Origin of the sequence: Micromonospora sp. NPDC047134 (assembly GCF_040643455.1) — a bacterium.
Classification (GTDB): Bacteria; Actinomycetota; Actinomycetes; order Mycobacteriales; family Micromonosporaceae; genus Micromonospora.
The window spans coordinates 196,332-219,596 of the sequence record NZ_JBEYUI010000003.1; the positions used below are offsets into that span (position 1 = coordinate 196,332).

25 protein-coding genes are annotated in these 23,265 nt (G+C 70.8%); 11 read left to right on the top strand and 14 right to left on the bottom strand.

Going from position 1 to position 23,265, the window contains the following annotated elements; genetic code table 11:
* Window positions 1–55: 55 nt before the first annotated feature.
* The 3 genes from ABZ795_RS06060 (at window position 56) to ABZ795_RS06070 (ending at window position 1,479) form a co-directional block, all read left to right on the top strand.
* Window positions 56–262 carry a hypothetical protein gene (locus ABZ795_RS06060; protein ID WP_357529309.1) on the top strand — a complete coding sequence of 69 codons (207 nt, stop codon included), beginning with the start codon at window positions 56–58 and terminating at the stop codon, window positions 260–262.
* A gap of 121 nt (window positions 263–383) precedes the next feature.
* On the top strand, window positions 384–962 hold the full coding sequence (locus ABZ795_RS06065; protein ID WP_357529311.1) for a hypothetical protein: 579 nt from the start codon (window positions 384–386) through the stop codon (window positions 960–962).
* A gap of 100 nt (window positions 963–1,062) precedes the next feature.
* Entirely contained in the window at window positions 1,063–1,479 is a 417-nt protein-coding gene (locus ABZ795_RS06070; protein WP_357529313.1) for a hypothetical protein, read from the top strand.
* 72 nt (window positions 1,480–1,551) lie between these two features.
* Here the strand turns inward: ABZ795_RS06070 and ABZ795_RS06075 are convergent, their stop codons facing one another.
* The 8 genes from ABZ795_RS06075 to ABZ795_RS06110 form a co-directional block, all read right to left on the bottom strand.
* Window positions 1,552–1,905: an Rv3654c family TadE-like protein gene (locus ABZ795_RS06075; protein ID WP_357529315.1), complete on the bottom strand. Its 354-nt coding sequence runs from the start codon at window positions 1,903–1,905 to the stop codon at window positions 1,552–1,554.
* Window positions 1,902–2,270: a TadE family type IV pilus minor pilin gene (locus tag ABZ795_RS06080; RefSeq protein WP_327023195.1), complete on the bottom strand. Its 369-nt coding sequence runs from the start codon at window positions 2,268–2,270 to the stop codon at window positions 1,902–1,904. The genes ABZ795_RS06075 and ABZ795_RS06080 overlap by 4 nt, the downstream gene beginning before the upstream one ends.
* The gene (locus ABZ795_RS06085) at window positions 2,267–2,425 is read right to left on the bottom strand and encodes a DUF4244 domain-containing protein (RefSeq protein ID WP_327027305.1); all 159 of its coding nucleotides are present in this window, start codon (window positions 2,423–2,425) and stop codon (window positions 2,267–2,269) included. Before ABZ795_RS06085 ends, ABZ795_RS06080 begins: the two co-directional genes overlap by 4 nt.
* A gap of 32 nt (window positions 2,426–2,457) precedes the next feature.
* A complete protein-coding gene (locus ABZ795_RS06090) occupies window positions 2,458–3,048 on the bottom strand; it encodes a type II secretion system F family protein (RefSeq protein ID WP_357529671.1) in 591 nt (196 codons plus the stop codon).
* Between the two features lie 278 nt (window positions 3,049–3,326).
* Window positions 3,327–4,511, bottom strand: a complete 1,185-nt coding sequence (locus ABZ795_RS06095; protein ID WP_357529317.1) for a hypothetical protein — start codon at window positions 4,509–4,511, stop codon at window positions 3,327–3,329.
* A complete protein-coding gene (locus tag ABZ795_RS06100; protein WP_357529319.1) occupies window positions 4,508–5,749 on the bottom strand; it encodes a TadA family conjugal transfer-associated ATPase in 1,242 nt (413 codons plus the stop codon). The genes ABZ795_RS06095 and ABZ795_RS06100 overlap by 4 nt, the downstream gene beginning before the upstream one ends.
* The gene (gene ssd, locus ABZ795_RS06105; RefSeq protein ID WP_357529321.1) at window positions 5,746–6,843 is read right to left on the bottom strand and encodes a septum site-determining protein Ssd; all 1,098 of its coding nucleotides are present in this window, start codon (window positions 6,841–6,843) and stop codon (window positions 5,746–5,748) included. Before ssd ends, ABZ795_RS06100 begins: the two co-directional genes overlap by 4 nt.
* Window positions 6,844–7,461: 618 nt before the next feature.
* A complete protein-coding gene (locus ABZ795_RS06110) occupies window positions 7,462–7,734 on the bottom strand; it encodes a hypothetical protein (RefSeq protein WP_357529323.1) in 273 nt (90 codons plus the stop codon).
* A gap of 28 nt (window positions 7,735–7,762) precedes the next feature.
* Between ABZ795_RS06110 and ABZ795_RS06115 the strand changes: the two genes are divergently transcribed.
* Window positions 7,763–8,005, top strand: coding sequence for a hypothetical protein (locus tag ABZ795_RS06115; protein WP_357529325.1), 243 nt, complete (start codon window positions 7,763–7,765; stop codon window positions 8,003–8,005).
* Window positions 8,006–8,066: 61 nt separating this feature from the next.
* Window positions 8,067–8,618: a GNAT family N-acetyltransferase gene (locus ABZ795_RS06120; protein WP_357529327.1), complete on the top strand. Its 552-nt coding sequence runs from the start codon at window positions 8,067–8,069 to the stop codon at window positions 8,616–8,618.
* A gap of 20 nt (window positions 8,619–8,638) precedes the next feature.
* Here the strand turns inward: ABZ795_RS06120 and ABZ795_RS06125 are convergent, their stop codons facing one another.
* The 3 genes from ABZ795_RS06125 to ABZ795_RS06135 form a co-directional block, all read right to left on the bottom strand.
* Entirely contained in the window at window positions 8,639–8,764 is a 126-nt protein-coding gene (locus tag ABZ795_RS06125; RefSeq protein WP_357529329.1) for a hypothetical protein, read from the bottom strand.
* A gap of 426 nt (window positions 8,765–9,190) precedes the next feature.
* Entirely contained in the window at window positions 9,191–9,856 is a 666-nt protein-coding gene (locus ABZ795_RS06130; protein ID WP_357529331.1) for a YdcF family protein, read from the bottom strand.
* Between the two features lie 10 nt (window positions 9,857–9,866).
* Window positions 9,867–10,631: a GntR family transcriptional regulator gene (locus ABZ795_RS06135; RefSeq protein ID WP_357529333.1), complete on the bottom strand. Its 765-nt coding sequence runs from the start codon at window positions 10,629–10,631 to the stop codon at window positions 9,867–9,869.
* 525 nt (window positions 10,632–11,156) lie between these two features.
* Here ABZ795_RS06135 and ABZ795_RS06140 point away from each other — a divergent pair.
* The 3 genes from ABZ795_RS06140 to ABZ795_RS06150 all read left to right on the top strand — a co-directional run bounded on the left by ABZ795_RS06140 (window position 11,157) and on the right by ABZ795_RS06150 (window position 12,911).
* Window positions 11,157–11,408 carry a hypothetical protein gene (locus tag ABZ795_RS06140; protein WP_357529335.1) on the top strand — a complete coding sequence of 84 codons (252 nt, stop codon included), beginning with the start codon at window positions 11,157–11,159 and terminating at the stop codon, window positions 11,406–11,408.
* The gene (locus tag ABZ795_RS06145) at window positions 11,401–11,643 is read left to right on the top strand and encodes a hypothetical protein (protein ID WP_357529337.1); all 243 of its coding nucleotides are present in this window, start codon (window positions 11,401–11,403) and stop codon (window positions 11,641–11,643) included. The genes ABZ795_RS06140 and ABZ795_RS06145 overlap by 8 nt, the downstream gene beginning before the upstream one ends.
* 461 nt (window positions 11,644–12,104) lie before the next feature.
* A complete protein-coding gene (locus ABZ795_RS06150) occupies window positions 12,105–12,911 on the top strand; it encodes an HAD-IB family hydrolase (protein ID WP_327023206.1) in 807 nt (268 codons plus the stop codon).
* An 86-nt stretch (window positions 12,912–12,997) separates the two neighbouring features.
* Here the strand turns inward: ABZ795_RS06150 and ABZ795_RS06155 are convergent, their stop codons facing one another.
* On the bottom strand, window positions 12,998–13,744 hold the full coding sequence (locus ABZ795_RS06155) for an oxidoreductase (RefSeq protein ID WP_357529339.1): 747 nt from the start codon (window positions 13,742–13,744) through the stop codon (window positions 12,998–13,000).
* 330 nt (window positions 13,745–14,074) lie between these two features.
* Here ABZ795_RS06155 and acs point away from each other — a divergent pair, with 330 nt between their 5' ends.
* The 3 genes from acs (at window position 14,075) to ABZ795_RS06170 (ending at window position 19,823) form a co-directional block, all read left to right on the top strand.
* Window positions 14,075–16,069, top strand: coding sequence for an acetate--CoA ligase (gene acs / locus ABZ795_RS06160; protein ID WP_357529341.1), 1,995 nt, complete (start codon window positions 14,075–14,077; stop codon window positions 16,067–16,069).
* A gap of 280 nt (window positions 16,070–16,349) precedes the next feature.
* The gene (locus ABZ795_RS06165; protein ID WP_357529673.1) at window positions 16,350–18,755 is read left to right on the top strand and encodes an immune inhibitor A domain-containing protein; all 2,406 of its coding nucleotides are present in this window, start codon (window positions 16,350–16,352) and stop codon (window positions 18,753–18,755) included.
* Window positions 18,756–18,890: 135 nt separating this feature from the next.
* Complete coding sequence (locus ABZ795_RS06170; protein WP_357529343.1) at window positions 18,891–19,823, top strand: alpha/beta hydrolase; 933 nt, start codon at window positions 18,891–18,893, stop codon at window positions 19,821–19,823.
* On the opposite strand, the gene ABZ795_RS06175 is transcribed toward ABZ795_RS06170, so the two are convergent.
* Window positions 19,824–20,189, bottom strand: a complete 366-nt coding sequence (locus ABZ795_RS06175; protein ID WP_357529345.1) for a hypothetical protein — start codon at window positions 20,187–20,189, stop codon at window positions 19,824–19,826.
* Window positions 20,186–23,167 carry an SseB family protein gene (locus ABZ795_RS06180; RefSeq protein ID WP_357529674.1) on the bottom strand — a complete coding sequence of 994 codons (2,982 nt, stop codon included), beginning with the start codon at window positions 23,165–23,167 and terminating at the stop codon, window positions 20,186–20,188. Before ABZ795_RS06180 ends, ABZ795_RS06175 begins: the two co-directional genes overlap by 4 nt.
* Window positions 23,168–23,265 lie beyond the last annotated feature (98 nt).

Sequence of the window (23,265 nt, forward strand, 5' to 3'; positions counted from 1 at the left end):
GCTCGTTGGCCTGTGCTTGCTGTTTTCTGTTCGTCCGCGTACGTGAGGAGGGGCCGTGGCCGACACCATCGCCGAGACCGTCGACCTGCTCTACACCATCGACCAGGAGCAACTCAGTGTCGATCAGCAGATCGCCCTGAGTACGGCGCTCGCCACCCTGGCGCAGGCCGAACGGCTGGATCAGATCAACGAACGGCTGCGCACCATCCAGCAGTTGCTCACCAACATGACCCACCGGTCGACCGCCGACGGCATTCGCTGACTCCCCCTGCCCGTGTCTCCCCTGCTTTGGCCCGTGGTCGCCGGCAGGGCGGTCGTGCCTGCTCGAGGCCGCCGTTGCCGGGCTGTGCGACACTCCGGCGCATCAGAGTTGAGGAGAATTCATGCAGCTCGACAGCCTTCAGGCGCAGCACCAGTTCCACGTCCGCCAACGGCTCCGTCTCATGGTCAACCAGTACGAGGTCCACAGCGTGGCCCCGGACGGCACCGAAGGCGGTCTGCTGGCCTTCGCCCGGCAGAAGCGGTTCGCCTTCAAGGAGCAGGTGACGATCTACACCGACGACTCGCAGCAGCAGCCGCTGCTCGGGTTCAAGGCCCGGCAGATGCTCGACCTCGCCGCCACGTACGACGTCACCGACCATGCAGGCAGGCCGATCGGGCTGTTCCGCAAGGACTTCGCGCAGTCGTTACTCCGCTCCACCTGGCACCTGGAGCAGGCGGGCCTGCCTCCCATCACCGGCCAGGAACGCAGCATGGCGGTGGCCGTGGTGCGCCGCTTCGTCGACTCGCTGTCCTGGCTGCCCTACCACTTCGACTTCGTCGCCGGTGGCCAGCCGGTCTTCTCGGTGATCAAGAAGTGGGGTCTGCGCGACCGGTACGTGGTCCAGATCCAGCACCCGCAGATCGACCGTCGCCTGGTGATCGCCATGGCGGTAGCACTGGACGCCCTCCAGAGCCGCTGACCGGTTCCCGGCGGCTCCTTCCTCGCTGCCGCTTGATCCTCACCTTGGTTGAGCCCTGAGGATCGTCGGATCAGCCAATCGGCGATCAACAGGAGCGATGATGGACCTCGACAATCCGGTGCTCAAGCTGTGCCAGGAGGGGATGCGGGCGGAGGCGGAGGGCCGACCGGCGGACGCGCGGGCGTTGTTCGAACAGGCCTGGTCCAGGCGTACAGACAGCTATGACGCCTGCGTCGCGGCCCACTACCTGGCCCGGCAGCAGGACGATCCGCAGGAGGTCCTGCGCTGGAACCAGGAGGCACTGCGGCAGGCCGACGCGGTCGGCGACACCAGAGTCAGCGCCCTGTACCCATCGCTGCACGTGAGCGTGGCGATGGCGCACGAACGGTTGGGTGAGCCCGAGGCCGCCCGCGCCGCCTTCGAGCGAGCGGCCGAGCACGTCGCCGCGTTGCCGGCGGACGCGTACGGCAACCAACTCCGTACGGCGATCACCGACGGTCTCAACCGGTTGAGCTGACCCCTGCCTCGCCCGGGATCCGGACCGAGGTGTCCGCGAATTGTTCGCGGTGCTGGTCGAGGCTGGCGGTGGTCAGCCGCGCAGCGGCCCGGCTCGGGAGGTCACCGTGGCCACCCGGCGTAGGCCGGGCAGCGGCTCAATGGTCAGTTCGGCGGTGACCAGGATGTCGAGCCCGTCCAGGTGACACCGCACCAACCGGGCACCGTTCGCGGCGACGATCTCGGCAGCCCGAGCGCACGCCGTCGACTCTTCCTGGAGGGCCCGGGCGGCCCCGGCCAGGGCACCGAAGTCGGCGGCTACCCGGGCCTGTTGACGAGCCATCCGGGCGGCGGCGACCCCGGCACCGAACAGACCGGCCAGGACGAACACCAGCCCGGCCGCCAACAGGCAGATGGTGGCCCCACCACGATCCCGGTCGGCCCTCATGGCTGCGGCTCCGGCACCCCCGGCTCGGCGACCGCCACCACCGAGCCCACCACCGTGATCACCGGCAGGTCGCCGCCGAGCACCCGTACCGGGGCGCGGACGGTCGCACGGACCAGGTCGCCCTCCATCACCACGGTGACCGTCGCACCCGGTGGCGCGTATCGACTGCCGGCAGGTGTGCCGTCCCCGCCCCGGGAGGCGGCCAGGGCCGCCTCCCGGGCCGCATCCAGACAGGCCGATCTGGTGCCTACCGCGTTGACGGCGGTCAGGCCGGTGAGCAGGAACAGCAGCAGCGCCGGCAGGCCGGCCGCCATCTCGGCCGTGAAGGAGCCTCGGTCACGACCGGCCAGCCGGCGCCCGGTCAACTCAGCGCCCGGTCGATGACGGCCGCCAACGCCGACTGCACGCTGTCGGAGGTCAGCACCTTGAGCAGGATGCCGCCGAAGGCCACCGCCGCGAGTGTGCCGACGGCGTACTCCGCGGTGTTCATACCGGCGTCCCCGCGCAGGCGGGCGAGCATTGTGCGCACTTGGTCGTCCCTTCTCTATGGGTTCACAGCACGTCGCCGAGGACGGCGACGATCACCGGCACCAGGCCGGCGAGAATGAAGGCGGGCAGGAAACACAGGCCCAGGGGCAGCACGATCAGCACCCCGGAGCGGCGGGCAGCCGCCTCGATCGTGGTGACCCGGTCGGCGCGCAGGTCATCCGCCAGCCGGGTCAGGGCCCCGGCCAGGGCGGCCCCGCTGCTGGCCGAGCGGACGGCCGCGGTGGCCACCCGCTGCCCACCCGGCACCGCGGCCAGATGCGCCCAGGCTTCCTGCGGCAACCCGCCGAGTTGCAGGGTCCGGCCGACCCGTCGCAGGTGGTCGGCCAACGGGCCGCCGAGGGCGTCGGCCACCGCGATGACGCACCGTTCCACCGGTGCCCCGGCCCGCAGGGCCGCCGCCATCAGGTCGGCGGCCAGCGGCAGATCCGCAGCGGCCCGCAGCCGCCGGTTCCGGACGGCAGGAGGCTCGATCCGCCGGAGCAGTCGATCCAGCAACACCGTGACGAGCAGCCCGACCAGCAGGCCGAACCAGCCTTCGAGCAGTACTGCCACGGCCACCCCGGCCAGAGCAGCGGCAAGGCGGATGCGGTCCAGTCGGCGGCTGAGGCCGCTGCGAGAGCTGGTGGGCGTACCGGTGCCATCGCCGCCAGATTCTCGGGCGGCATGGCCGACCGAGCCCCGGTCAGCACCGCCGCCGGTACCGCGACCGGGCGCCCGACCCCGGCCGGACCGGGCCCGGCCGACGCCGGGGTCGACCGTCGGGGTCTCGGTCAACCGGCGTAGTCGTCGGCGGGGACGTCGCCGGGCGACGGCCACCATGGCGAGCAGCACGGCCCCGGCCAGGCAACCCACTGACAGGGTGAGGGCGGACATCAGCTTGCCCCGTCCGCGACCGTGCCCAGGCGGTCCGCCCAGAGCAGCCCGATCACCTGCAAGGCGATGGCGGCAGCCGCGCACCCGGCACCGATCGGGGTGTGCAGCAGCACCTCAAGCGGATCCACCCCGATGCCGTAGCCCAGGCCGATGCCGCCCAACGGCAGGGCCGCCAGCAACCAGGCAGTCGCGCGGGCACCTGCCGCCTGCGCGGCGGCAGCGGCCACTCCCCGGTCGGTGGAGCGGGCGTCGGCCTCGATCCGCTCGATCAGATCGGCCAGTGGCGCCCCCGTACGCTCGGCTAGCCGCACCGCCGCCTGGGCCAACTGCCCTGGCCGGTCCGGTGAGGCGATCCGGCTCGCCGACCGGGAGTGACCGTCCGAAGACCGGCCCTCGGGCCCGGCGGACTCATCCGGGTCGCCGGTCCGCCAACCTCGCTGCCTTCCGGCCGTCGACCCGGCGGCGGGCGCGCTGGCCGCCAATACCCGAGGGCTGGTCGGCACCGGAGCGAGCCCCAAGGTCTCGGCGGCGACCGGCACCGGCAGTCCGGCCCTGAGGTCGGCGGCCAGGGCACACAACTGGTCCAACCGCTCATGTCGCGTCCGGACCCGGAGGGCCTCCGCACCGTGTCGGTGCCACGCCCGCACGCCCAGCGCGCCGTACCCGCCGCAGGCGACCGCCGCCACCGGCCCGGCCAGCAACCCGGACACCCCGGCTCCGAGCAGCAGAAAAACGAGCAGGTAGCGCCGTGGTAACCCGGACCAGCGGGAGGTCTCCGTGGCGACGGTCCGAACCGGTGGGCTGGACACCGGCCGGGACTCCTCGATCACCGGGTCGGTACGACCCACCTCGGAACCGCTCGGCATGAAGGGCGTACGGCTTGAGGTCGGGGGGCGTCGGCTTCCCCGCCACTGTGGCGGGCGGGTCGGGGCCGGTGCTCCGGCGGGCGCCGCCCGGAGGACGGCCGGCTGACGGACGGCACATTCGCGCCCGACGGGCCGGATCGCGGCGGACTGGGTCAGCGGCCGGTCCCCCGCCTCTCGCAGGGTGACGATCCAGTCGACCAGCGCCTCCCCCTCCGCCCGGCTGGACCGGGCGGCTCGGACGACCAACTTGCGGACCGGCAGGGCCGCGACGACGAGCAGGCCCAGCAGCGCCAGCAACCACCAGTACCGGTCGCTCATGCCGCTGCTCCGGGCTTCGTCGCCACCGCAGTCGTTCCGGCGGCGTGCCCCAGTGACCTCGGCGAAGGTTCGTCCAGGATCGGCGGCACCGGGACCTCCCGGTCGCGGAGCAGGGCGGCCAGCGCCGGTCCCGCCGGGCCGACCCCCTGGTTCCGAACCCAGGCCGGCACCGCCCTGACCAGCCGCTCCGGCCCCTCGGGCAGCAGCAGGCAGACCGACTCCAAGGCCCGCCCCCGCGTCGTACGCCGGATCTGAACGACCACCTGAAGGGCCGCAGCCAGTTGGGCGTGCAACGCCGGACGGGGTAGCCCACCGAGCAGACCCAGGGCCTCCAACCGGGCCGGCACATCCGACGGGGCGTTGGCGTGCAGGGTGCCGGCGCCACCATCGTGGCCCGTGTTCAGGGCGGCAAGGAGATCAACGACTTCTGCGCCTCGACACTCGCCGACCACCAGACGATCCGGTCGCATCCGCAACGCCTGCCGGACCAGTTCACTCAGGCCGACACTGCCGCGCCCCTCCACGTTCGCCGTACGGGCCTGCAACCCGACGACATGTGGATGCAACGGCCGCAGTTCCGCGGCGTCCTCGACCAGCACGATCCGTTCGGTGGCCGGCACCAGGCCGAGGAGGGTGTTCAGCAGGGTCGTCTTGCCGGACCCGGTCCCGCCGATCACCAGGTAGGCCAGCCGGGCCGCCACCACGGCGGCGAGCAGCGACGCGGCCGGACGAGGCACGGCGCCCTGCGCCACCAACTCGTCCAGGGTGAAGGGCCGCTGCCGGAAGGTCCGCAGCGACAGGTACGGGCCGTCAGTCGCCACCGGCGGCAGTACGGCGTGCAACCGGGTGCCGTCGGCCAGCCGCGCGTCGGCGCAGGGTGAGCCGTCATCGAGGCGGCGACCGGCACCGGCGGTCAGTCGCTGCGCGAGCCGACGGACATCGTCCACCGTGCCCACCGGCACCGGAACCTGGTACAGCCCCTGCCCCCGGTCCACCCACACCCGGGTGCCGTTGACCAGTACGTCGGTGACCTCCGGGTCCGCCAGCAGCGGAGCGAGCGGGCCCGCCCCGACCAGGTCGTCGCGTACCTGGTCGGCCATCCGCAGCAGGGCGGTGTCGCCCAGGACGGCCGGGTCGGCCTCGGCGCGTACCGCCGAGACGATCGTGGCCGGGGTGACCGGGGTGGTGGCGGCGGCGATCCGTTGTCGGACCCGGGCCGCCAGCGGCCGCCCGGTCATGCCGCACCCGTGACGGTACGGCCGGTCAGGTCGGCGACGATCCGCTGGCAGAGTTCCGCCAGTGGGCCGCGCCCACCGGCCGCCGGGGCCTCGCCTCGCTCAAGCCCACGACACAGGCCCGGCTCGGGGCGCAGGGTCCCGGTCAGTCGCAACCCCAGGGCCCTAGCCACCTCCGCTGCGCGCAGTCGCCCGGGAGCCGGTCCACGGACGATGACCGACAGGTCCTGGCAGTGCGGTGCGGCCACCGACACCACCCGGGCGGCGGCGGCCGTGGCCCGGAGTTCGGCGGGCACCACCACGAAAACCCGATCGGCGGCCTGCAAGGCGGTGACGGCCGCGTCGTCGAAATGCCGGGGCAGGTCGACGACGACGAAGTCCCGGCCCCGTCGGGCCGCATCCAGGGTGGAGGCCATGGCCTCGGCCGGCACGGCCACCGGATCGCCCCGGTCCCAGGAGAGCACCACCAGGTCGCCTCGGCTGGGCAGGGCCCGCACCAGAGCGGGTGGGTCCACCCGACCGTCGGCCCCGGACAGCGCCGGCCACCGCAGCCCCTCCAACTGCTCCCAGCCGAGGACCAGGTCCAGACCGCCGCCGAGGGGGTCGGCGTCGAGCAGCAGGGTCCGCAACCGACCTCGGGCGGCGGTGACCGCCAGCCCGCCCGCCAGGATGCTCGCCCCGCCACCGCCGCGCCCACCCACCACGGCGACCACCCGTGCCTGCGCATCACCATCGGTACCGCATTCGGCGAACCGGTCGACCAGCCACGGCTCTGCCGCCGGCAGCACGGCCACATGTTCCGCGCCCAGCAGGTCCGCGACCTGCCACCCGGGATCTAGGTCCTCGGCCCGACCGACGAGCACCAGCCGGGACCGCCGGGGCAGCCGCGCCCGCAGGCAGGGTTGGGCCTGATCGGTACCGACCAGCACCAGCGGAGCCGGTTGCCATCGGGTACGCGCGGCGGCCGGATCAGCGGCGACCTCCACCTCGACGGCGCCCGCGGCGGCGAGTCGAAGCAGGTCATCGAGGAGGTCACCGTCGGCGGTGACCACCAACGGCGGTCTCCGGGGCGGCGGAACGGAGGTACGGGACGGCATCGCGGCCTCCAACGGTCAGCGCGGGTTCGCTGTGCCGAACCATGCCTGCCGTGCCGCCCCTGAAGCCGCCCCGAACGCCCGCCCTGTGGATAACCAACCCTTCTGTGGACAACGCCCACCAGACCTGTTGATCTGCTATGTGTTGCCGAGCGCTCACCGAGTGTCCACATCGAACTTCGCCCATGGTCAGGAGTGTCATGAACCACGCATAATCGGTCTCCGCTGCCGTCGGCGGGACGGCAATCCTCGCCGGATCGGGGTCATGACACAGTCGCCAGATCACGACCACGTACGCAGGCAACCTCGGCTTCGGATCGGTCCCTGGCTGCCCGATCCCGACTCGGACACCATGCCGCCGGCCCTCCCCGCCACCCCGGTCAGGACCGCCCTGTCGGTCATCCCGGGCTCCGCCGACGACCGGCCACCACCACTCGTACCCGAGCCGGTCGTCCTGGCAGTCGATCCGATATCGCAGCCCACCGGCCGCCGTTCCCACCGGCTGATGCTGGCGGGTGTGGGTGCCGCCGTGCTCGGTCTGCTGCTGACCGCGCTCTGGCCGACCACCCCGTCGTCACCGACCGCCGAACCACCCACTCCGCCCGGCCAGTTCGGTTGGCCTCATGCCCCCGACCTGCCCTGGCCACCCCCCGGCACCCTGACCCCCTCCGCCCCGCAGGCCTCGTCCTCCGTGGGCGGGGTCTCCTCCACCCGCCCGACCGCGCCCAGTCGGGTGTCCTCACCCACCCGCTCGCCGTCGCCTTCGGCGACCAGGACAAGCCCGGCTGCCCCCAGCGCCAGCCCGGCTGCCCCCAGCGCCAGGCCGAGCACCTCGCCGAGCCGGACGGTACGACCGACGCCGAGCCCTCGTCCGGCCGAGCCGCGAGAACTCACCCCGTTGCCCCCATCGCGGGAGTGGGGTATGCGTTCGGTCAGCGGTGGCCCGGAGACCAGCATCGAGTTCGTCAACCACAGGTCACATCCGGTGACCATCCACTGGCTGGACTACCAGGGCCACCGACGCCAGTACGCCGTCCTCCAACCGTCGGCCTCGTACCGGCAGCACACCTATGTCGGGCATCCGTGGGTGGTGACCGGTGGCCGAGGTAGGGCATTGGTCTGCTTCGAGCCCACCACCACCCCTGCCCGCGCTGTGGTCCGCTAGGCCTGCATCGAAGTCGGTCACCACTGCCCGGTCGAACTCGTCGCCTGCCAGGCTGCGCGGCATGGACATTCGTCTTGAACCGTGGTCGGAATCCGCCCTCGACCTCCTGCGCCGGATCAACACCCCGCAGATGCGTCGACATGTCGGCGGTATCGAGCGGGAGGAACAGCTACTCGCCCGGCACCGCCGATACCTCGCGATGCCGGTAACCGGCCGCGGCCGGATGTTCGCCGTACTGCTCGGCGACGACATGGTCGGCAGCATCGCCTACCACCAGCGTGACTGGCAGGGCGAGCAGATCTACGAGACCGGCTGGAACGTCCTACCGCCCTACCAGGGCCGAGGCATCGCCACCGCAGCCGGCGCCGCCCTGATCACCATCGTCCGGAAGATCGCCCGCCGCTCCGACGCGCCCCACAGCCTGCACGCGTTCCCCTCAGTCGGGAACGCCCCCTCCAACGCGCTCTGCCACCGCCTCGGCTTCACCCTCCTCGGCCCCTGCGACTTCGAGTACCCGCCGGGCAGCGGCTCCCTGATGCGCAGCAACAACTGGCGCATCGACCTCGCCAACTCCAGCCGACCTACCGTCACACCACAGCAGGACCGCCGGTGACGCCCAACGGCCACCAGCGGTCAGTCGTGTGGGTCCGGCAGATTGAGTACGACGACGAGGGCACACGCCACCGTCGACAGCCAGACCACCATCACGTACAGCGGCAGGGTCTGTTGTCGCCGCGAGCCGGGTCCGAGCCGGTTCACCAGCACAGGAAGATCGGAGCCACCACGATCACCGATCTCAGGCCCACCATGACGCAGATCGTGCCTCACCCCGGTGGGTCCATGCTGTCCCCGTGGGCTTGCTGGCGACTCGGCCGGCCGGAGGGCTTACCGTGTCGCCGGCTTTCCGCGCGCCCGAGTGGCGGTGGTGCCGGTGCTGACCGTGCGACAATGAGTGACGGTATGTGGTCGAGGAGGTGGGTCGGGATGTCGAGCAACGCCGAGCGGATACCCGAGTGGCCGACCGCTGAGCACGTGCCGGTGGAGGAGTTGGCCCGCCGTCAGGGCGTGCGGCCGGTCGCCTCCGTTGACGACCTTGCCCGGCCGGACCTGTTCGAGTCCGACGAAGAGTTGGACGACTTCCTCGCCGACCTGTACGCCTCTCGGCGGGCTACTGTAGCTGCCGCTTTACTGCACGAGTCGGCTGGTGTAGCCGGCGTCGACCAGGCGGGTGTAGGCGGCGCGGACCTCGTCGGGGACGTGCTGGGGGATGGCGTAACCGAGTTCGGCGTACTTGTCGATGCGTTGGGTGTCGCCGACGAGCATGTCCATGACCTTCTTGGTGTTGCCGATGCTGGCCACGTAGTCGTCGAGTGAGAGCGGGTGGGACGCGCAGATCACGTCGACCTCGGGCCAGAGCTTCTTGCAGGTGGCGTACGCCCGGCGTTGTTGGTACGGGCGGGACATCAGGATCACCGACCTGGCTTGGATCTTGTGCTCGGCAAGGAGTGCGCGGGTGTACTCGATGTTCAGGCCGGTGTTCTTGGCTCGTGTGTCGATGAGGATTACGTCGGCTGGCACGCCGTGGGCTATGGCGTACTCCCGGTAGTGGACGGCTTCGCCCCGGGGGAAGGTCTCGATGGTGGTCGGGGCGTTGGCGCCGGTGAAGACCAGGTGCGGGTACATCCTCTGGTGGTAGAGATCGGTGGCGATCTTGGCGACTCCGAGGTCATGGCTACCGAGCCCGATGCCGACGTCAACGGGCCGGATCTCGTGGTGCATGTGGTGGTAGTTCCACAGGCACTCGACATCCGCGCGGTGCTCTGCCGGGATGGTCGGGGGAGTCGTGGACATCGTGTGACTCTCAGCCGGGGATCTTGAAGGTGTACGACCAGGTGAAGCGGGATGCGGCGTGCACTCCGCGGGCGAACTCGACTGGTCGGCCCTCGTGGGTGGACGTGGTGCGGTGCAGGATCATCACAGGTTCTCCGGCGGGGAGCTGGAGTAGGTCGGTTTCCTCGGGTGTGGGCATGCGGGCGTGCACGGTCTCGGTGATGGTGTCCGGCTCCAAGCCTCGGGCAGTGAGGATGGCGAAGCCGCCGCCTCGGCCGGCTGGCCCTGGTGTCGGGTCGACCAGGGATGTGCCTTCCACATCTTCGCGGCGGTAGTAGCTGGTCAGCGTGTGGGTCGGTACGCCGGCCTCTTTGACCAGGCGGGTGCGCTCGTAGACGGGTGCACCGGGCGGGAGTTCGAGTGCTGCGGCGACTTCGGCGTCAGCTTCGGTCAGTCGTACCTCGTTGGTCTGGTCGCCTGGCGTCCAGGCGCGGCCGGTGGCCTCGCGGTCGGCGGCGAAGGCGACGAGCCCGGATTTCCATTTGCTCTTGGCGTAGCGGTCGGTGCCGAGGCGCTTCATCGCCACGCGTGGGCGGACGACGGTGCCGCGCCGACGGACGGGCGTGACCAGCCCTTCGGCTTCGAGGACGCGTACCGCCTGCCGGACGGTGTTGATGTTGACGCCGTGCTCGGCGGCGATCTCATCCTGCTTCGGCAGGGTGCTGCCCTCGGGATAGTCGCCGCGTTGGATGGCCTGGCGCAGGAGCGCGGCCAGATCCCGGTACCCGATGCCCACTCGCTCCTCCTAGCCATGCGCCCGCATAGGGCTGCCCCCAACCAGCAAGTGTGCCCGACACGCGCACATTAGAGCTAGCTCTATTGACAGGGCCGCACCTCATCCGGTCATATAGAGCTAGTTCTAATGCCTGGTTGGTGGGAGACCGTGATGCTTGGCGCTGCGGAAGTTCCGAACACGTCTGGATCATCCTTGATCCCGTCCGGCTGCACCATCCAGCCCGTTGCACCCGGCGTGGTGCGGGTTGGCGCCTGTGCGTCCTGCGCGGGTCGGACCTGGAAGTACGTCCGCGCGCGGGCTGAGGTCCGCGCTATCGGGCACGGATCGCCCGCTGGCCGGCGCATGGCCCGGCGGTCCTGCCTGGATCGTGCGGGGTCCGGCCGTTCGGTCGCCTGCTGAGGCTGGCCCGGGGTGGGTGCTGGCATGGGACCGCGACCCGAACGACGGTTCCGACTAAGCCCGCCCGCCTCGGTGCCTCGCAGGCCGGAACCTCGCAGGCCGGGTGTCCCGAATCCGGGTGACCTGGTGTTGCTGGACGGTCGGGCGTCGGTGCAGTTCGGCGGGGACCGGGCGCTTTGGCTGCGGGTGTCCTCGATCTGTGATCGGCCGACGTATGACGGCTGGGTGTGGCTCACCGGCTACGCCATCAACCCGAGGACCGGGGCGGCGATGGCGCGGCGGGAGGTCTTCGCGCAGATCGCCGGCCTCCAGATCAACCCCAAACCCGCCAGCCCGGCGGGAACGGCACGGCGGACGACGAGGAGGCGTGGTGTTTGACCTACGGGTACGACTCGGCGCGGTGCTGCGCATCGAGGCTGCCGACCGCTACTGCCCTGCCGACGGGCCGATGATGCTCCGGGTCACCGGGGTTCGCCTGGTGCTCAACCGACCCGAGCGGGAGCAGTGGATCTGGGTCGAGGGCACCAAGGTCGCCCCACCCCATCGACACGGCGAACGCACGCAAGTCCTCGTACCCACGCGGCTGTTCGCTCCGAAGGGTGAGACACGGTGACCAAGAACCTGTCGGGTGCAGTGCGGGACCAGCTGCGGGCCGCGCGGACGCAACTTGACCGGCACACCCCGTCAGATGAGGGCGCTGGCGGGACCAGAGACGATCTGTGGCCCGCGGGGCAGCGCTTACCTACCAAAGGGACGACCCCCGTCGGGGGGAGACGGGGGTCGTCGAGGTTCGGCTCCGGGGGGGTCGAGCCGAACCTGCTCAGCGGTCACGGGGGGTGCAACCGCCGAGAGTCTGCGGGTCGTACGCGATATGAATACTCGTTCTGTGGACAAGTCTGCCTGAGTGAGCCTGGGTACGTCGAGTGGTGTAGCCTCACTCCCCGCGAAATCCTGTTCGCAGAGTGTGACCGCGATCACCGTCCGCAAGCGTGGTGAGGGCTGCCCCGCAGGTCCGAGGAGGTTCGACCCCCGGGCACCCGCCGACCATAGACCATCGGGCTAGACTTTCGCGCCGTGGGCCGAAGTGCCGCTTTCTTCGATCTGGACAAGACCGTCATCGCCAAGTCGAGCGCCTTGGCGTTCGGGAGGCCGTTCTACCGGGATGGCCTGATCACTCGACGCGATGTGGTCAAGTCGGCGTACGCGCAGCTGATGTTCCGGCTGGGCGGCACCGACGAGCAGACCATGGCCCGTACCCGGGATTATCTTGCCGCCCTCTGCAAGGGCTGGCAGGTGGAACAGGTCCGGCAGATCGTCGCCGAGACCCTGCACGAGCTGATCAACCCCTATGTGTACGCCGAGGCCGCCGCCCTCATCGAGGAGCACCAGGCCGCCGGTCGGGACGTGGTGCTGGTCTCCGCCTCGGGTGAGGAGATGGTGCGGCCGATCGGGGCGCTGCTCGGTGTCACCGATGTGATCGCCACCCGGATGGCGGTGGTGGACGGCCGGTACAGCGGTGAGGTGGAGTTCTACGCGGCCGGGCCCAGCAAGGTGGAGGCGGTGAACGAGCTGGCTGCGGAGCGCGGCTACGACCTGGCCGACTCGTACGCCTACTCCGACTCGTACAGCGATCGGCCGCTGTTGGAGTGTGTGGGGCACCCCAGCGTGGTCAACCCGGACCGGCAGTTGCGCCGGCTGGCCGTCGAGAACGCCTGGCCGGTGCTGGAGTTCCGGCATCCGATTCCGTTGGGCCGTCGGCTGCGGGAGCGGCCGGGAGTCCCGGTAGCCGCTGCCGCGCTAGGGGTGGGTGTCGGGGTGGCGATCGGCATCGCCTGGTACGGCCGACACCGGCGCACCCGCGCCTCGACCACCCCGGCCTGACCAACCACCCGGCCCGAGCCCACCCGACAGCCCGGTCTGAGCCACCACCCGGCCTCAGCCCACCCCGGCCACTCGGCAGCCCGGGTTCAGCTGGCGGCCAGGACCTCGTCGCCGATCTCGGTCAGCTGGTCGGCGCCGACCTCGACGGCCGCCATGTAGTGGCGCAGCCAGGACCGGAGCCCGTCCGGGGTGCCGGTGGCGAAGGCTCCGGCGGCGCCGACGTATTCCGGTTCGCGCTCGCGGTGGCCGACATCGATCGCCAGCAGGCCCCGCGGGTCGAAGCCGCTGGAGAGCAGCACCAGGCGGGCAGCGCCCCGGGCCACCACCCCGGAGGGGCCGGCGAACGGACGCAGGTTGAGCAGTTCCCCGTGTACGACGGCGGCCAGCACCAGCGGCGGGACCTTGGTGCCTCCGGCGACCAGCCCGACTAGGGCGTCCAGTCGGGCGGCGACCACCGGATCCTCGACCGGGCGACCCAGTTCGGCGGCCTCGACCACCTCCCGGCCGGCCAGTACGTGCAGTTTCGCCAGCACCTGCCGGGGGGCCCTGGTCCAGCGGTCACTGAGCCCGGGCAGTGCTCCGGCCACCCGCAGCGCCCCCTGGAGCACCGGGTCGGTCACCGTACCGGCCCGGACGGCTTCCCGCTCGTGGACCCGGCCCTCCAGGGCGGCGCTGGCGACCGCGGAACGCAGGCTCACCTCAGCGGCGACCTGGCCGCCGTGTCGGCGCAGGGCCCGGTGACCCAGGGCGGTGTCGAAGCGGGTCCGGGCCTGCTCGACGGCCTCGGCGATGTCGGCGAGCGCGAGCAGCGGTGCCAGCGGGTCGGTCGTCACCCCGTCACGCTATCGAGCCCGCCGGTCGGCCCGCGCCGCAGTCACCGGCAAGGCGACGGACACCACCCGTACGCCGTGGGGTTCCTGCGACCAGGAGGGGGCCGGCGGCGTTCATCGGGACCGTTTTGCACCTCGGCGCGCGAGAGGGTCCGTTGGGCGACGGAGGCGGGTGGCTTGCGTCGCCATGGTCGTCGGCCCCGACTAACCTGCCCCGGAGAGGCGCAGGTCACCCGACGACGAGGAGCACCGCATGAGCGAGGGCCAGCGAGCGAATCATCAATGCAGCGCCCAAGTGCCTCATGGCAGCACGCAGCGAAGCGGAGGGCTGGCATGAGCGAGGCGTTGGCCAATCTGCTGAACGAGACCCGCCAGTTCCCGCCGCCAGCGGCACTGGCCGCCGAGGCCAATGTGACCGCCGAGGCGTACGCCGAGGCCGAAGGCGACCGGCTGGCCTTCTGGGAGCGCCAGGCGGGGCGGCTGGCCTGGGCGCGGCCGTGGGACCAGGTGCTGGACTGGTCGAATCCGCCGTTCGCCAAGTGGTTCGTCGGCGGGCAGTTGAATGTGGCGTACAACTGTCTGGATCGGCATGTCGAGGCCGGTCGGGGCGACAAGGTGGCCATCCACTGGGAGGGCGAGCCGGGCGACACCCGCACCATCACCTACGCCGACCTGCACCGGATGACCTGCCAGGCGGCGAACGCGCTGACCGACCTGGGGGTGGTCGCCGGTGACCGGGTGGCGATCTATCTGCCGATGGTCCCGGAGGCGGCGGTCGCGATGCTGGCCTGTGCCCGGATCGGCGCCACGCACAGTGTGGTGTTCGGCGGGTTCTCGGCGGAGTCGCTGACCAACCGGATCCAGGACGCCTCCGCCAAGGTGGTGATCACCGCCGACGGCGGCTACCGGCGGGGCAAGCCGTCCGCGCTGAAGCCGACCGTGGACGAGGCGGTGGCCAACTGCCCCTCGGTGGAGCATGTGCTGGTGGTCCGCCGGACCGGGGAGCAGGTCGACTGGTCGTCGCGGGACCACTGGTGGCACGAGACCGTGGAGCAGGCCTCGACCGAGCACACCGCCGAGGCCTTCGACGCCGAGCATCCGCTGTTCATCCTCTACACCAGCGGCACCACGGCCCGCCCGAAGGGCATCCTGCACACCACCGGCGGCTACCTGACCCAGGCCTCGTACACCTCGCACGCGATCTTCGACCTGAAGCCGGAGACGGACGTCTACTGGTGTACGGCGGACATCGGTTGGGTGACCGGCCACTCCTACATCGTGTACGGCCCGCTCTCCAACGGCGCGACCCAGGTGATGTACGAGGGCACCCCGGACACCCCGCACAAGGGCCGGTTCTGGGAGATCGTCGACCGGTACGGGGTGACCATCCTCTACACCGCCCCGACCCTGATCCGCACCATGATGAAGTGGGGCGAGGACATCCCCGCCGGGTACGACCTGTCCACCCTCCGCCTGCTGGGCAGCGTCGGTGAGCCGATCAACCCCGAGGCGTGGATGTGGTACCGGCAGCATGTCGGGCGAGGTGAGTTGCCCATCGTGGACACCTGGTGGCAGACCGAGACCGGCAGCATCATGATTTCGCCGCTGCCGGGGGTCACCGCCGCCAAGCCGGGTTCGGCGATGACTCCGTTGCCCGGCATCAGTGCCGACGTGGTCGACGACCAGGGTCAGTCGGTGCCCAACGGGGGTGGCGGTTACCTGGTGCTGCGGGAGCCCTGGCCCTCGATGCTGCGCACCATCTGGGGTGACGACAACCGGTTCATCGAGACCTACTGGTCCCGGTTCGGGGCGGGTGCCGGCGGCACCGGCGGTGACGAGTGGATCTACTTCGCCGGCGACGGGGCGAAGAAGGACGACGACGGGCACATCTGGCTGCTCGGCCGGGTGGACGACGTGATGCTGGTGTCGGGGCACAACATCTCCACCACGGAGGTGGAGTCGGCGCTGGTCTCGCACCCCTCGGTGGCCGAGGCGGCGGTGGTGGGTGCCACCGATCCGACCACCGGCCAGGCGATCGTCGCCTTCGCCATTCCGCGCGGCACCGCCGACGTCGCCGGCGAGGCGGGTGAGCAGCTCATCGCCGATCTGCGCAACCATGTGGCGAAGACCCTGGGCCCGATCGCCAAGCCCCGGCAGATCATGCTGGTGCCGGAGCTGCCCAAGACCCGATCGGGCAAGATCATGCGGCGGCTGTTGCGGGACGTGGCGGAGAACCGTTCCCTCGGTGACGTAACCACCTTGCAGGACTCCTCCGTGATGGAGTTGATCGCCTCCGGCATGGGCGGGAGCAAGTCCGACGAGGACTGACCTGTCGTGCCCCTCGACGGGTGGTGGTCCGGTGCGGACCGCCACCCGTCGATGTCTGTCCGGACCTGCACGGACGTCGGGTGGACCCGGGCAGAGGTTGTGACAGTGGGCAGACCTGTCGGCAATTCACTGCCATAAAATCGATGGTTACCCCTTCCCACGGACCCCACTAGTGCCTAAGTTCACCAGTGGCCCCATCCGTAGGGGCCGATCTCACCGGCTTGCCACCCCTGATGGGCCGGTTTCCTCAATCCGGAGGTACCACGTGCGGAAAGTCGCAGTGGGTCTGCTCGGGCTTTCGCTGACGGCGACGGGACTGACGGTCGGTGCTTCGGCCTCCGCCGCGCCGATCGCGGAGCCGCCGACGGCCGCGCCGTCGGTCGCCGAGCCCGCCCATGCCGAACACGACCTGCCGAACCCGCTGGAAGAGAAGCGTCGCGCACTGCGCCAGGAGGGCCTGAGCGAGGTCCTCTCGGGCCGTGTCAAGACCGAACGGATCAACGGCAGCACGGTGGCCAAGGTCGGTGACCGGGCCGTCCGTGGTGGTAAGGCCGGCCGCAACGCCAAGACCCCCAAGGGCGGCAAGGGGCCCACCGAGAAGCAGTACGTCGAGCTTTCCCGGGAGAAGACCGACCAGATCTTCGTCATCCTGGCCGAGTTCGGCGACGAGCGGCACCCGAACTACCCGGACCAGGACACCGACCCGGATGTTCCCGGCCCCGCCCGGTTCGACGGGCCGCTGCACAACCAGATCCCCCAGCCGGACCGGCGGGTCGACAACTCCACGGTGTGGCAGCCGAACTACGACGCCGATCACTTCCGCAAGCTCTACTTCGGCACCGCTCCGGGCGACGAGTCCGTGAAGCAGTACTACGAGGCGCAGTCCTCGGGTCGATACAGCGTCGACGGCGTGGTCAGCAACTGGGTCAAGGTCAACTACAACCAGGCCCGGTACGGCCGCTCCAACGGCTACCCCTGTGACTCGATCGTCTGCTCCAACGTGTGGGCCCTGGTGCGCGACGCCGCCAACCAGTGGGTGGCCGACCAGAAGGCCGCCGGCCGCACGGACGCCCAGATCGCCGCCGACGTACGGGCCATGGACCAGTGGGACCGCTACGACCACGACGGTGACGGCGACTTCAACGAGCCGGACGGCTACATCGACCACTTCCAGATCGTGCACGCCGGTGGCGACATGGCCGACGGTGACCCGATCTACGGCGAGGACGCCATCTGGAGCCACCGCTGGTACGCGTACGCCTCCGACCAGGGTCGTACCGGCCCGCCGAACTTCCCGGCCGGCGGCACCCAGATCGGCGACACCGGCATCTGGATCGGCGACTACACCATCCAGCCGGAGAACGGCGGTCGCAGCGTCTTCTACCACGAGTACGCCCACGACCTGGGTCTGCCGGACGACTACAACGTCCTCAGCGGCGGCGACAACAACAACGAGCACTGGACCCTGATGGCCCAGAGCCGCCTGGGTGCCAAGAACGACGGCGGCATCGGCGAGCGCGGCGGTGACCTGGGTGCCTGGAACAAGCTCCAGCTCGGCTGGCTCGACTACGAGGTGATCGTGGCCGGCCAGAAGCGGACCCTGGTGCTCGGCCCGCAGGAGTACAACACCAAGGAGGCCCAGGCCGCCGTGGTGGTGCTGCCCGAGCGGGAGTACACCTTCGAGAACGGTGCACCCTTCGAGGGCACCAAGCAGTTCTTCTCCGGCAACGCGGACGACCTGAACAGCACCATGACCCGGACCTTCGACCTGACCGGGAAGTCGTCCGCGACCCTGTCCATGAAGGGCCGCTACAGCATCGAGGCGGAGTACGACTACCTGTTCTTCGAGACCTCGATCGACGGTGGACAGACCTGGACTCCGCAGCCCGGTACGGCCGACGGCCAGCCGCTCAAGGAGATCTCCCCCGGCCGCTTCGCCCTGGACGGCAGCTCCGACGACGAGTGGGTGGACGTCACCATCCCGCTGGACGGGGTGGTCGGCAACCAGGTCGGGTTCCGGCTGCGGTACCAGACCGACGGTGCGGTCTCCGAGGGTGGTTTCTTCGGTGACGCCCTCACCCTGACCGCCGACGGCGCCACGGTCTTCACCGACGGGGCCGAGGACGGCGGGGCCGGCTGGACCCTGGCCGGTGGTTTCGAGGTGGTCGAGGAGACCTACACCCGTAAGTTCGCGAACTACTACATCGCGGGCACCCGGCAGTACATCTCGTACGACAAGTACCTCAAGACCGGCCCGTACTTCTTCGGGTACGCCAACACCAAGCCGGACTACGTGGACCACTACGCGTACCAGGAGGGTCTGCTGATCTCGTACTGGAACACCCGGTGGGCGGACAACGACACCTTCGCGCACCCGGGTGAGGGCCGGAACCTGATCATCGACTCCCGGCCCCGGCCGATCTACAACCTGACCGGCCAGCCCTGGCGGGCCCGGATCCAGGTCTACGACGCGCCGTTCAGCCTGAAGAAGGCGGACTCGTTCACGCTGCACCTCAACAGCCAGCCGCAGTACATCCGCGGCCAGGCGGCGCAGCCGCTGTTCGACGACACCAAGCAGTACTGGTTCCCGGAGCTGCCGAACCACGGCGTGAAGCTGCCGGCCACCGGCACCAAGATCAAGGTGTTGGAGCAGAAGGGCCTGAACACCAAGGTTCGATTCTCCTGAGTGACCGCACGACCACACGATGCCCCGGGCAGCTCACCTGCCCGGGGCATCGCCCTTCACCCGGCGGGGGTCGCGCCGGACACCACGCACGCCGTCGCAGGGGCCTACCAGCGTCGGGGTCCTAGGCTGTCGGACATGACCGAGCAGCGTGGCGGAGCCATCGACGAGTCCTGCGTCCTCACCGAGGGGCCGTGGACGCACCGGTTCGTCGGCGCGAACGGCAGCCGGTTCCACGTCGTGGAGGCGGGCACCGGTCCGATGGTGCTCTTCCTGCACGGCTTCCCCGAGCACTGGTGGGCCTGGCACCGGATGCTCCCCATGGTCGCCGACGCCGGTTTCCGCGCGGTCGCGGTAGACCTGCGCGGCTACGGCGCCAGCGACAAACCACCCCGGGGGTACGACGGATACACCCTCGCCGCCGACGTCGCCGGGACGATCAGGGCACTGGGGGAACGCTCGGCGACCGTGGTCGGGACCGGGGCCGGGGGCATGGTGGCCTGGACGGTGGCGTCCTTCCACCCCACCCTGGTACGCCGACTGGTGGTGCTCGGTGCCCCGCATCCGTTGCGGCTACGGGCGGCCATCTTCGCCGATCCGCGTGGGCAGTTCGCCGCCTCCACACCCACCCTGAAGTTCCAGCTACCCCGGTACGAACACGTCCTGGCCAAAGATGACGGGCGGGCGGTGGAGGAGATCCTGCGCCGCTGGGGTGGCCCCCGCTGGGTCGCCGGCCCGGACTTCGCCGAGTACGCCCGGCAGTACCGGCGGGCCATGCAGATCCCGCAGGCGGCGTTCTGCGCGCTGGAGGGCTACCGCTGGGCGTTCCGGTCGGTGCTGCGGCTGCACGGCTACCGGTTCGTCAAGCTGATGCAACGGCCGCTCGTCGCACCCACCCTGCAACTGCACGGCGCACTGGATGTGGCCTCCCTACCCCGTACCGCCCAGGGGTCGAGTCGCTACGTCAGCGGGCCGTACGAGTGGCGGCTGTTGGACGAGGTCGGCCACTTCCCGCACCTGGAGGCCTCGGAGCTGGTGCTGGGCGAGGTGCTGCGCTGGGCCAAGTCGTGATCAGACCCGCTGCTCACGCAGGTCGGTGACCTCCCCGGCCGACGCCCACCCCTGGTAGACCCCGAAGTCGAAGGCCTCCAGCCGCAGCGCCTGCGCCACCGGCCAGCGGCCACCGGTGTACTCGACCCGCAGCCAACCCTCGTGCTCACCGAGCACGATGAAGGGCTGTCCCTTCCAGGTGCAGGTCGTCCGCACGTACGCCAACTCTTCGACCTCGGCCATCGGCACCACCCGGAGGTACCGGCCGGGCCGCACCTCGGTGAAGCCCTCAGCCGGCTCCGTCTGGTACAGCCGCACCTCACCACCGTCCGGGCTGGCCTGGTACTCCCGGCCCCGCCAGCGGGCCACATAGCCGTCGCGGGTCACTGCGCACCGGCCTCACGCCAGGCGACCGTGTCGGCGTCGAAGACGGCGATCAGCCGCTCGGTGCCGTCCGCGCCCAGGCGCAGCAGTTGCGCGCCGTGCGGCAGCCGGACACTGTCCACCTTGAACTCGGCGAGCACCTCGCTGCTCTCCCCGGGGGCGAAGCCGTTGCCACGGAACGGCGGGCGTTCGATCACCCAGCCCTCCATGGCCCGCATCGCGGCCTCGTTCTGCCCGCCGTAGGGGATGCGGTAGAGACTCGGCCGGTACGCCGGCCACCGCAACACGTAGATCTCCTCGGCGTCCGCCGCGAAGGGTGACTCCGCATGGTGCAGACCGAGGGCGCGGTAGAGCTGGGCGGGGGTGGTCAGGTGGGCCAGTTCGGTGGCCCGGTGCACGAAACCGGAGACCCGGTCGTAGCCGCGTTCCAGGTAGAAGCCCAGTTGGCTGGGCGCGATCGCCTTCTGCATCACGATCGGTCGAGTCGGGTCGGCTGCGGAGGCCACCTTCGGCGGGCTGCTGGTGGCGGCCGACTTGTCGACGCCAGGTTCCGGCTCGTTGTCGTCACCGAGCCCGAGTTCGGCCGCCCAGTTGGCCAGCCCGACGATCTGCTCGCCGGGCAGCTTCGCCCCGACCGGGGTGCCAGGATTGACCGCGAAGGACCAGGACAACTGAGGCCAGGACCGAATCAGCTGTACGAAGCGGACCGTCATCGTCTCGGCCGTCTGGTCGCCATGGTCGGCGAGTCGCTGCGGCGAGGTGTAGGCCACTACGAAGGTCTGGTCGTCCAGTTCCACCGTCGGCCAGACGTACCCGGGGTCACCGGGACGGCTGCCCGCAGCGGAGTCCGGGGAGATCGGCAGGAGGACCCGGGCCAGCAGCAGTGTCGACAGGAAGGTGTCGGTCTTCGCGGCCCCCGCAGCGGCGAGCAGCTCCTCCTCCACCTCGTTGGCCGGCTCGAATCCTGCCGGCGCCGGGGCGGGCTCCTCCGCTGGCGACACGGTGGCCGGCTCCGGAGTCGGCGTCGCGGCGGTGTTCTCGGGCTCAGGTTCGGTGGTGACCTTGGGCGAGGGGTCGAACAGTGAGGGCTCGGTCGCCGGCACCGGCGCGGTCACCTCATCCGCCACCGCCGGAACCGCCACCGTGGGCTCCGCCTCGACCGACGAGATCGGCGCCGTCGGCTCCGCCCCCGACGAGGACATCACCACCGTCGACTCCGCCTGCGCCGGGAAGAGCGTCGTCGTCGAATCCGCCTGCTCCGGCTCCGCCTGCGACGGGGACAACGACACGGTCTGCTCCGCCTGCGCCGGGAAGAGCGTCGTCGGGTCCGCCTGCGCCGGGGACATCGCCACCGTCTGCTCCGCCTGCGCGGGGAACAACGTCGTCGTCGAATCCACCTGCTCCGACTCCGCCTGGGACGGGGACAACGACACCGTCCGCTCCGCCTGCGCTGGGAAGAGCGTCGTCCGCTCCGCCTGCGACGGGAAGAAGGTCGTCGTCGGTTCCGCAGGCCTCGGGGGGATCGGTGCCGTCGGTTCCGCGTCGGTGGGCCACGTTTGCGGTGCCTCGGTGGTCGGGGGCAGGGTCGGGTCTGCTTCGGAGGTCTGGCGTTGGGGGGTACCGGGCTCCGGGTGCTGCTGCGCGGGCGACGCGGCAGTCAGATCCCGGGCCTCGATGATGGTGCCCTCTATGACGATCGGGGTGAACCCGCGCCGGGGCGCGGGCGGGGCGGAGACCGGCTCCGCCGCCGACGTGAGGGTCTGCTCGTCGCTCTCGGTCGCTTGGCGGCGGGGCAGCGACTGGGCCTCTGCGGTCGGGTCGCCTGGCACCGAACCGGTCAGATCGGTCGGCGCGGTGGACCACAAACGCTGGGTGGGTTCCGGTGCGGGGTCGGCCGGGGGCCGCAGCGGCTGGGTCGCTTCGCCGTTCACCTCGGGCCGGGTCAGACCGCCGGTCTGGGTGTCCTGGCTGAAGTCGAAGGCTCGGGTGGTGCCGTCGGTAGTCGACTCCGGGGAGGAGCCACGGCGGGGGAAGGGCTGCCCGGTGCGGGAGAACCGGGAGGGTGCGGTGACCCGCTCGCTTCGGGAGGCCGTTCGACCGGAGGCCGGTTCGAAGAAGGACCGCCGGGGCTGCTGGTCGGCGGCCTGACCGTTGGCCGGGGCTCCGGCCTGCTCGGGGGTGACCGGTCGACCGGGTGTCTCCCCGGGCGGGGGCATGGGCCGGCGCGGCGTCAGGTGGCCCTGGCGGTCTCCCCAGTGGCTCTCGGTGGCCTCCGGACGCACGCCACCGGCAGGGTCCGGGCGCGGGAGGCCGGGCCGGGGTTCGGCGACGCTCGGTCTGAGGTGACCGGCGCCGGGATAGCCCGCTGCCTGACCGGCGGGGGGTTGACCGGGCACTCGGGTGCCCGCACCCGGCGCGGTTACCGCGACGTCGGGGAGTTGAAAGGCGGCCGGGATCACCGGCGGAGGCGTTTCCGGTCGGCTAGGCCGGAGCTGGGCCGGTGGCGGAGTGTTCGCGGTCGGGCCGGATTCGCGTAGCCGACTCATCGCCTCGACCCGCTCCAGCCTGGCTCGGGCACCGATCGTCCGCCCGGGTAGCCGGACGTCACCCCGGGAGAGCTGAGCGACGTACCAGGCGGGCAGGTAGCCCTCGATCGGCAACCCGGGGTTGACCGCCAACCACCAATCGTGGTTCGGCCAACCGATGGCCAGTTCGGCGTAGCCGGTGCGGCGGGCGGACCCGCCGTACTCGCCCAGGCAGGCCCGCATCGCCTCGACGGAGGTGAAGGCCAGGACGTGCGTACGCCCACCGGTGGTCCAGGTGCCCCAGCCCGCAGGCGCCGATCCGGGGCCCGTCGGCGCGGAGATCGGCAGGAGCAGTTCGATGCTGGACAGGATGCGGAAATAGAGCTGTTGGTCATTGCTGCCTAGTGCGTCCCGCAGCGCAGCTTCCGCCTCGGTGGCCGGCTCCCAGTCGGTCACGGCCACCCCCTCCTCCCGGGCCCAGGCCATAGGTGTCGGTTACAACCTACAAGGTCACATCAAGATCACAATGACAAGGCTGGCCGGGATCCACCGCC

What these genes read in the sequence shown, in the direction of transcription:
- ABZ795_RS06065 (WP_357529311.1), top strand. Translation starts at nt 384, where the DNA reads ATGCAGCTCGACAGCCTTCAGGCGCAGCACCAGTTCCACGTCCGCCAA.
- ABZ795_RS06070 (WP_357529313.1), top strand. Translation starts at nt 1,063, where the DNA reads ATGGACCTCGACAATCCGGTGCTCAAGCTGTGCCAGGAGGGGATGCGG.
- ABZ795_RS06075 (WP_357529315.1), bottom strand. Translation starts at nt 1,905, where the DNA reads ATGAGGGCCGACCGGGATCGTGGTGGGGCCACCATCTGCCTGTTGGCG.
- ABZ795_RS06085 (WP_327027305.1), bottom strand. Translation starts at nt 2,425, where the DNA reads ATGCTCGCCCGCCTGCGCGGGGACGCCGGTATGAACACCGCGGAGTAC.
- ABZ795_RS06095 (WP_357529317.1), bottom strand. Translation starts at nt 4,511, where the DNA reads ATGAGCGACCGGTACTGGTGGTTGCTGGCGCTGCTGGGCCTGCTCGTC.
- ABZ795_RS06100 (WP_357529319.1), bottom strand. Translation starts at nt 5,749, where the DNA reads ATGACCGGGCGGCCGCTGGCGGCCCGGGTCCGACAACGGATCGCCGCC.
- ssd (WP_357529321.1), bottom strand. Translation starts at nt 6,843, where the DNA reads ATGCCGTCCCGTACCTCCGTTCCGCCGCCCCGGAGACCGCCGTTGGTG.
- ABZ795_RS06115 (WP_357529325.1), top strand. Translation starts at nt 7,763, where the DNA reads ATGCGTTCGGTCAGCGGTGGCCCGGAGACCAGCATCGAGTTCGTCAAC.
- ABZ795_RS06120 (WP_357529327.1), top strand. Translation starts at nt 8,067, where the DNA reads ATGGACATTCGTCTTGAACCGTGGTCGGAATCCGCCCTCGACCTCCTG.
- ABZ795_RS06130 (WP_357529331.1), bottom strand. Translation starts at nt 9,856, where the DNA reads ATGTCCACGACTCCCCCGACCATCCCGGCAGAGCACCGCGCGGATGTC.
- acs (WP_357529341.1), top strand. Translation starts at nt 14,075, where the DNA reads ATGAGCGAGGCGTTGGCCAATCTGCTGAACGAGACCCGCCAGTTCCCG.
- ABZ795_RS06170 (WP_357529343.1), top strand. Translation starts at nt 18,891, where the DNA reads ATGACCGAGCAGCGTGGCGGAGCCATCGACGAGTCCTGCGTCCTCACC.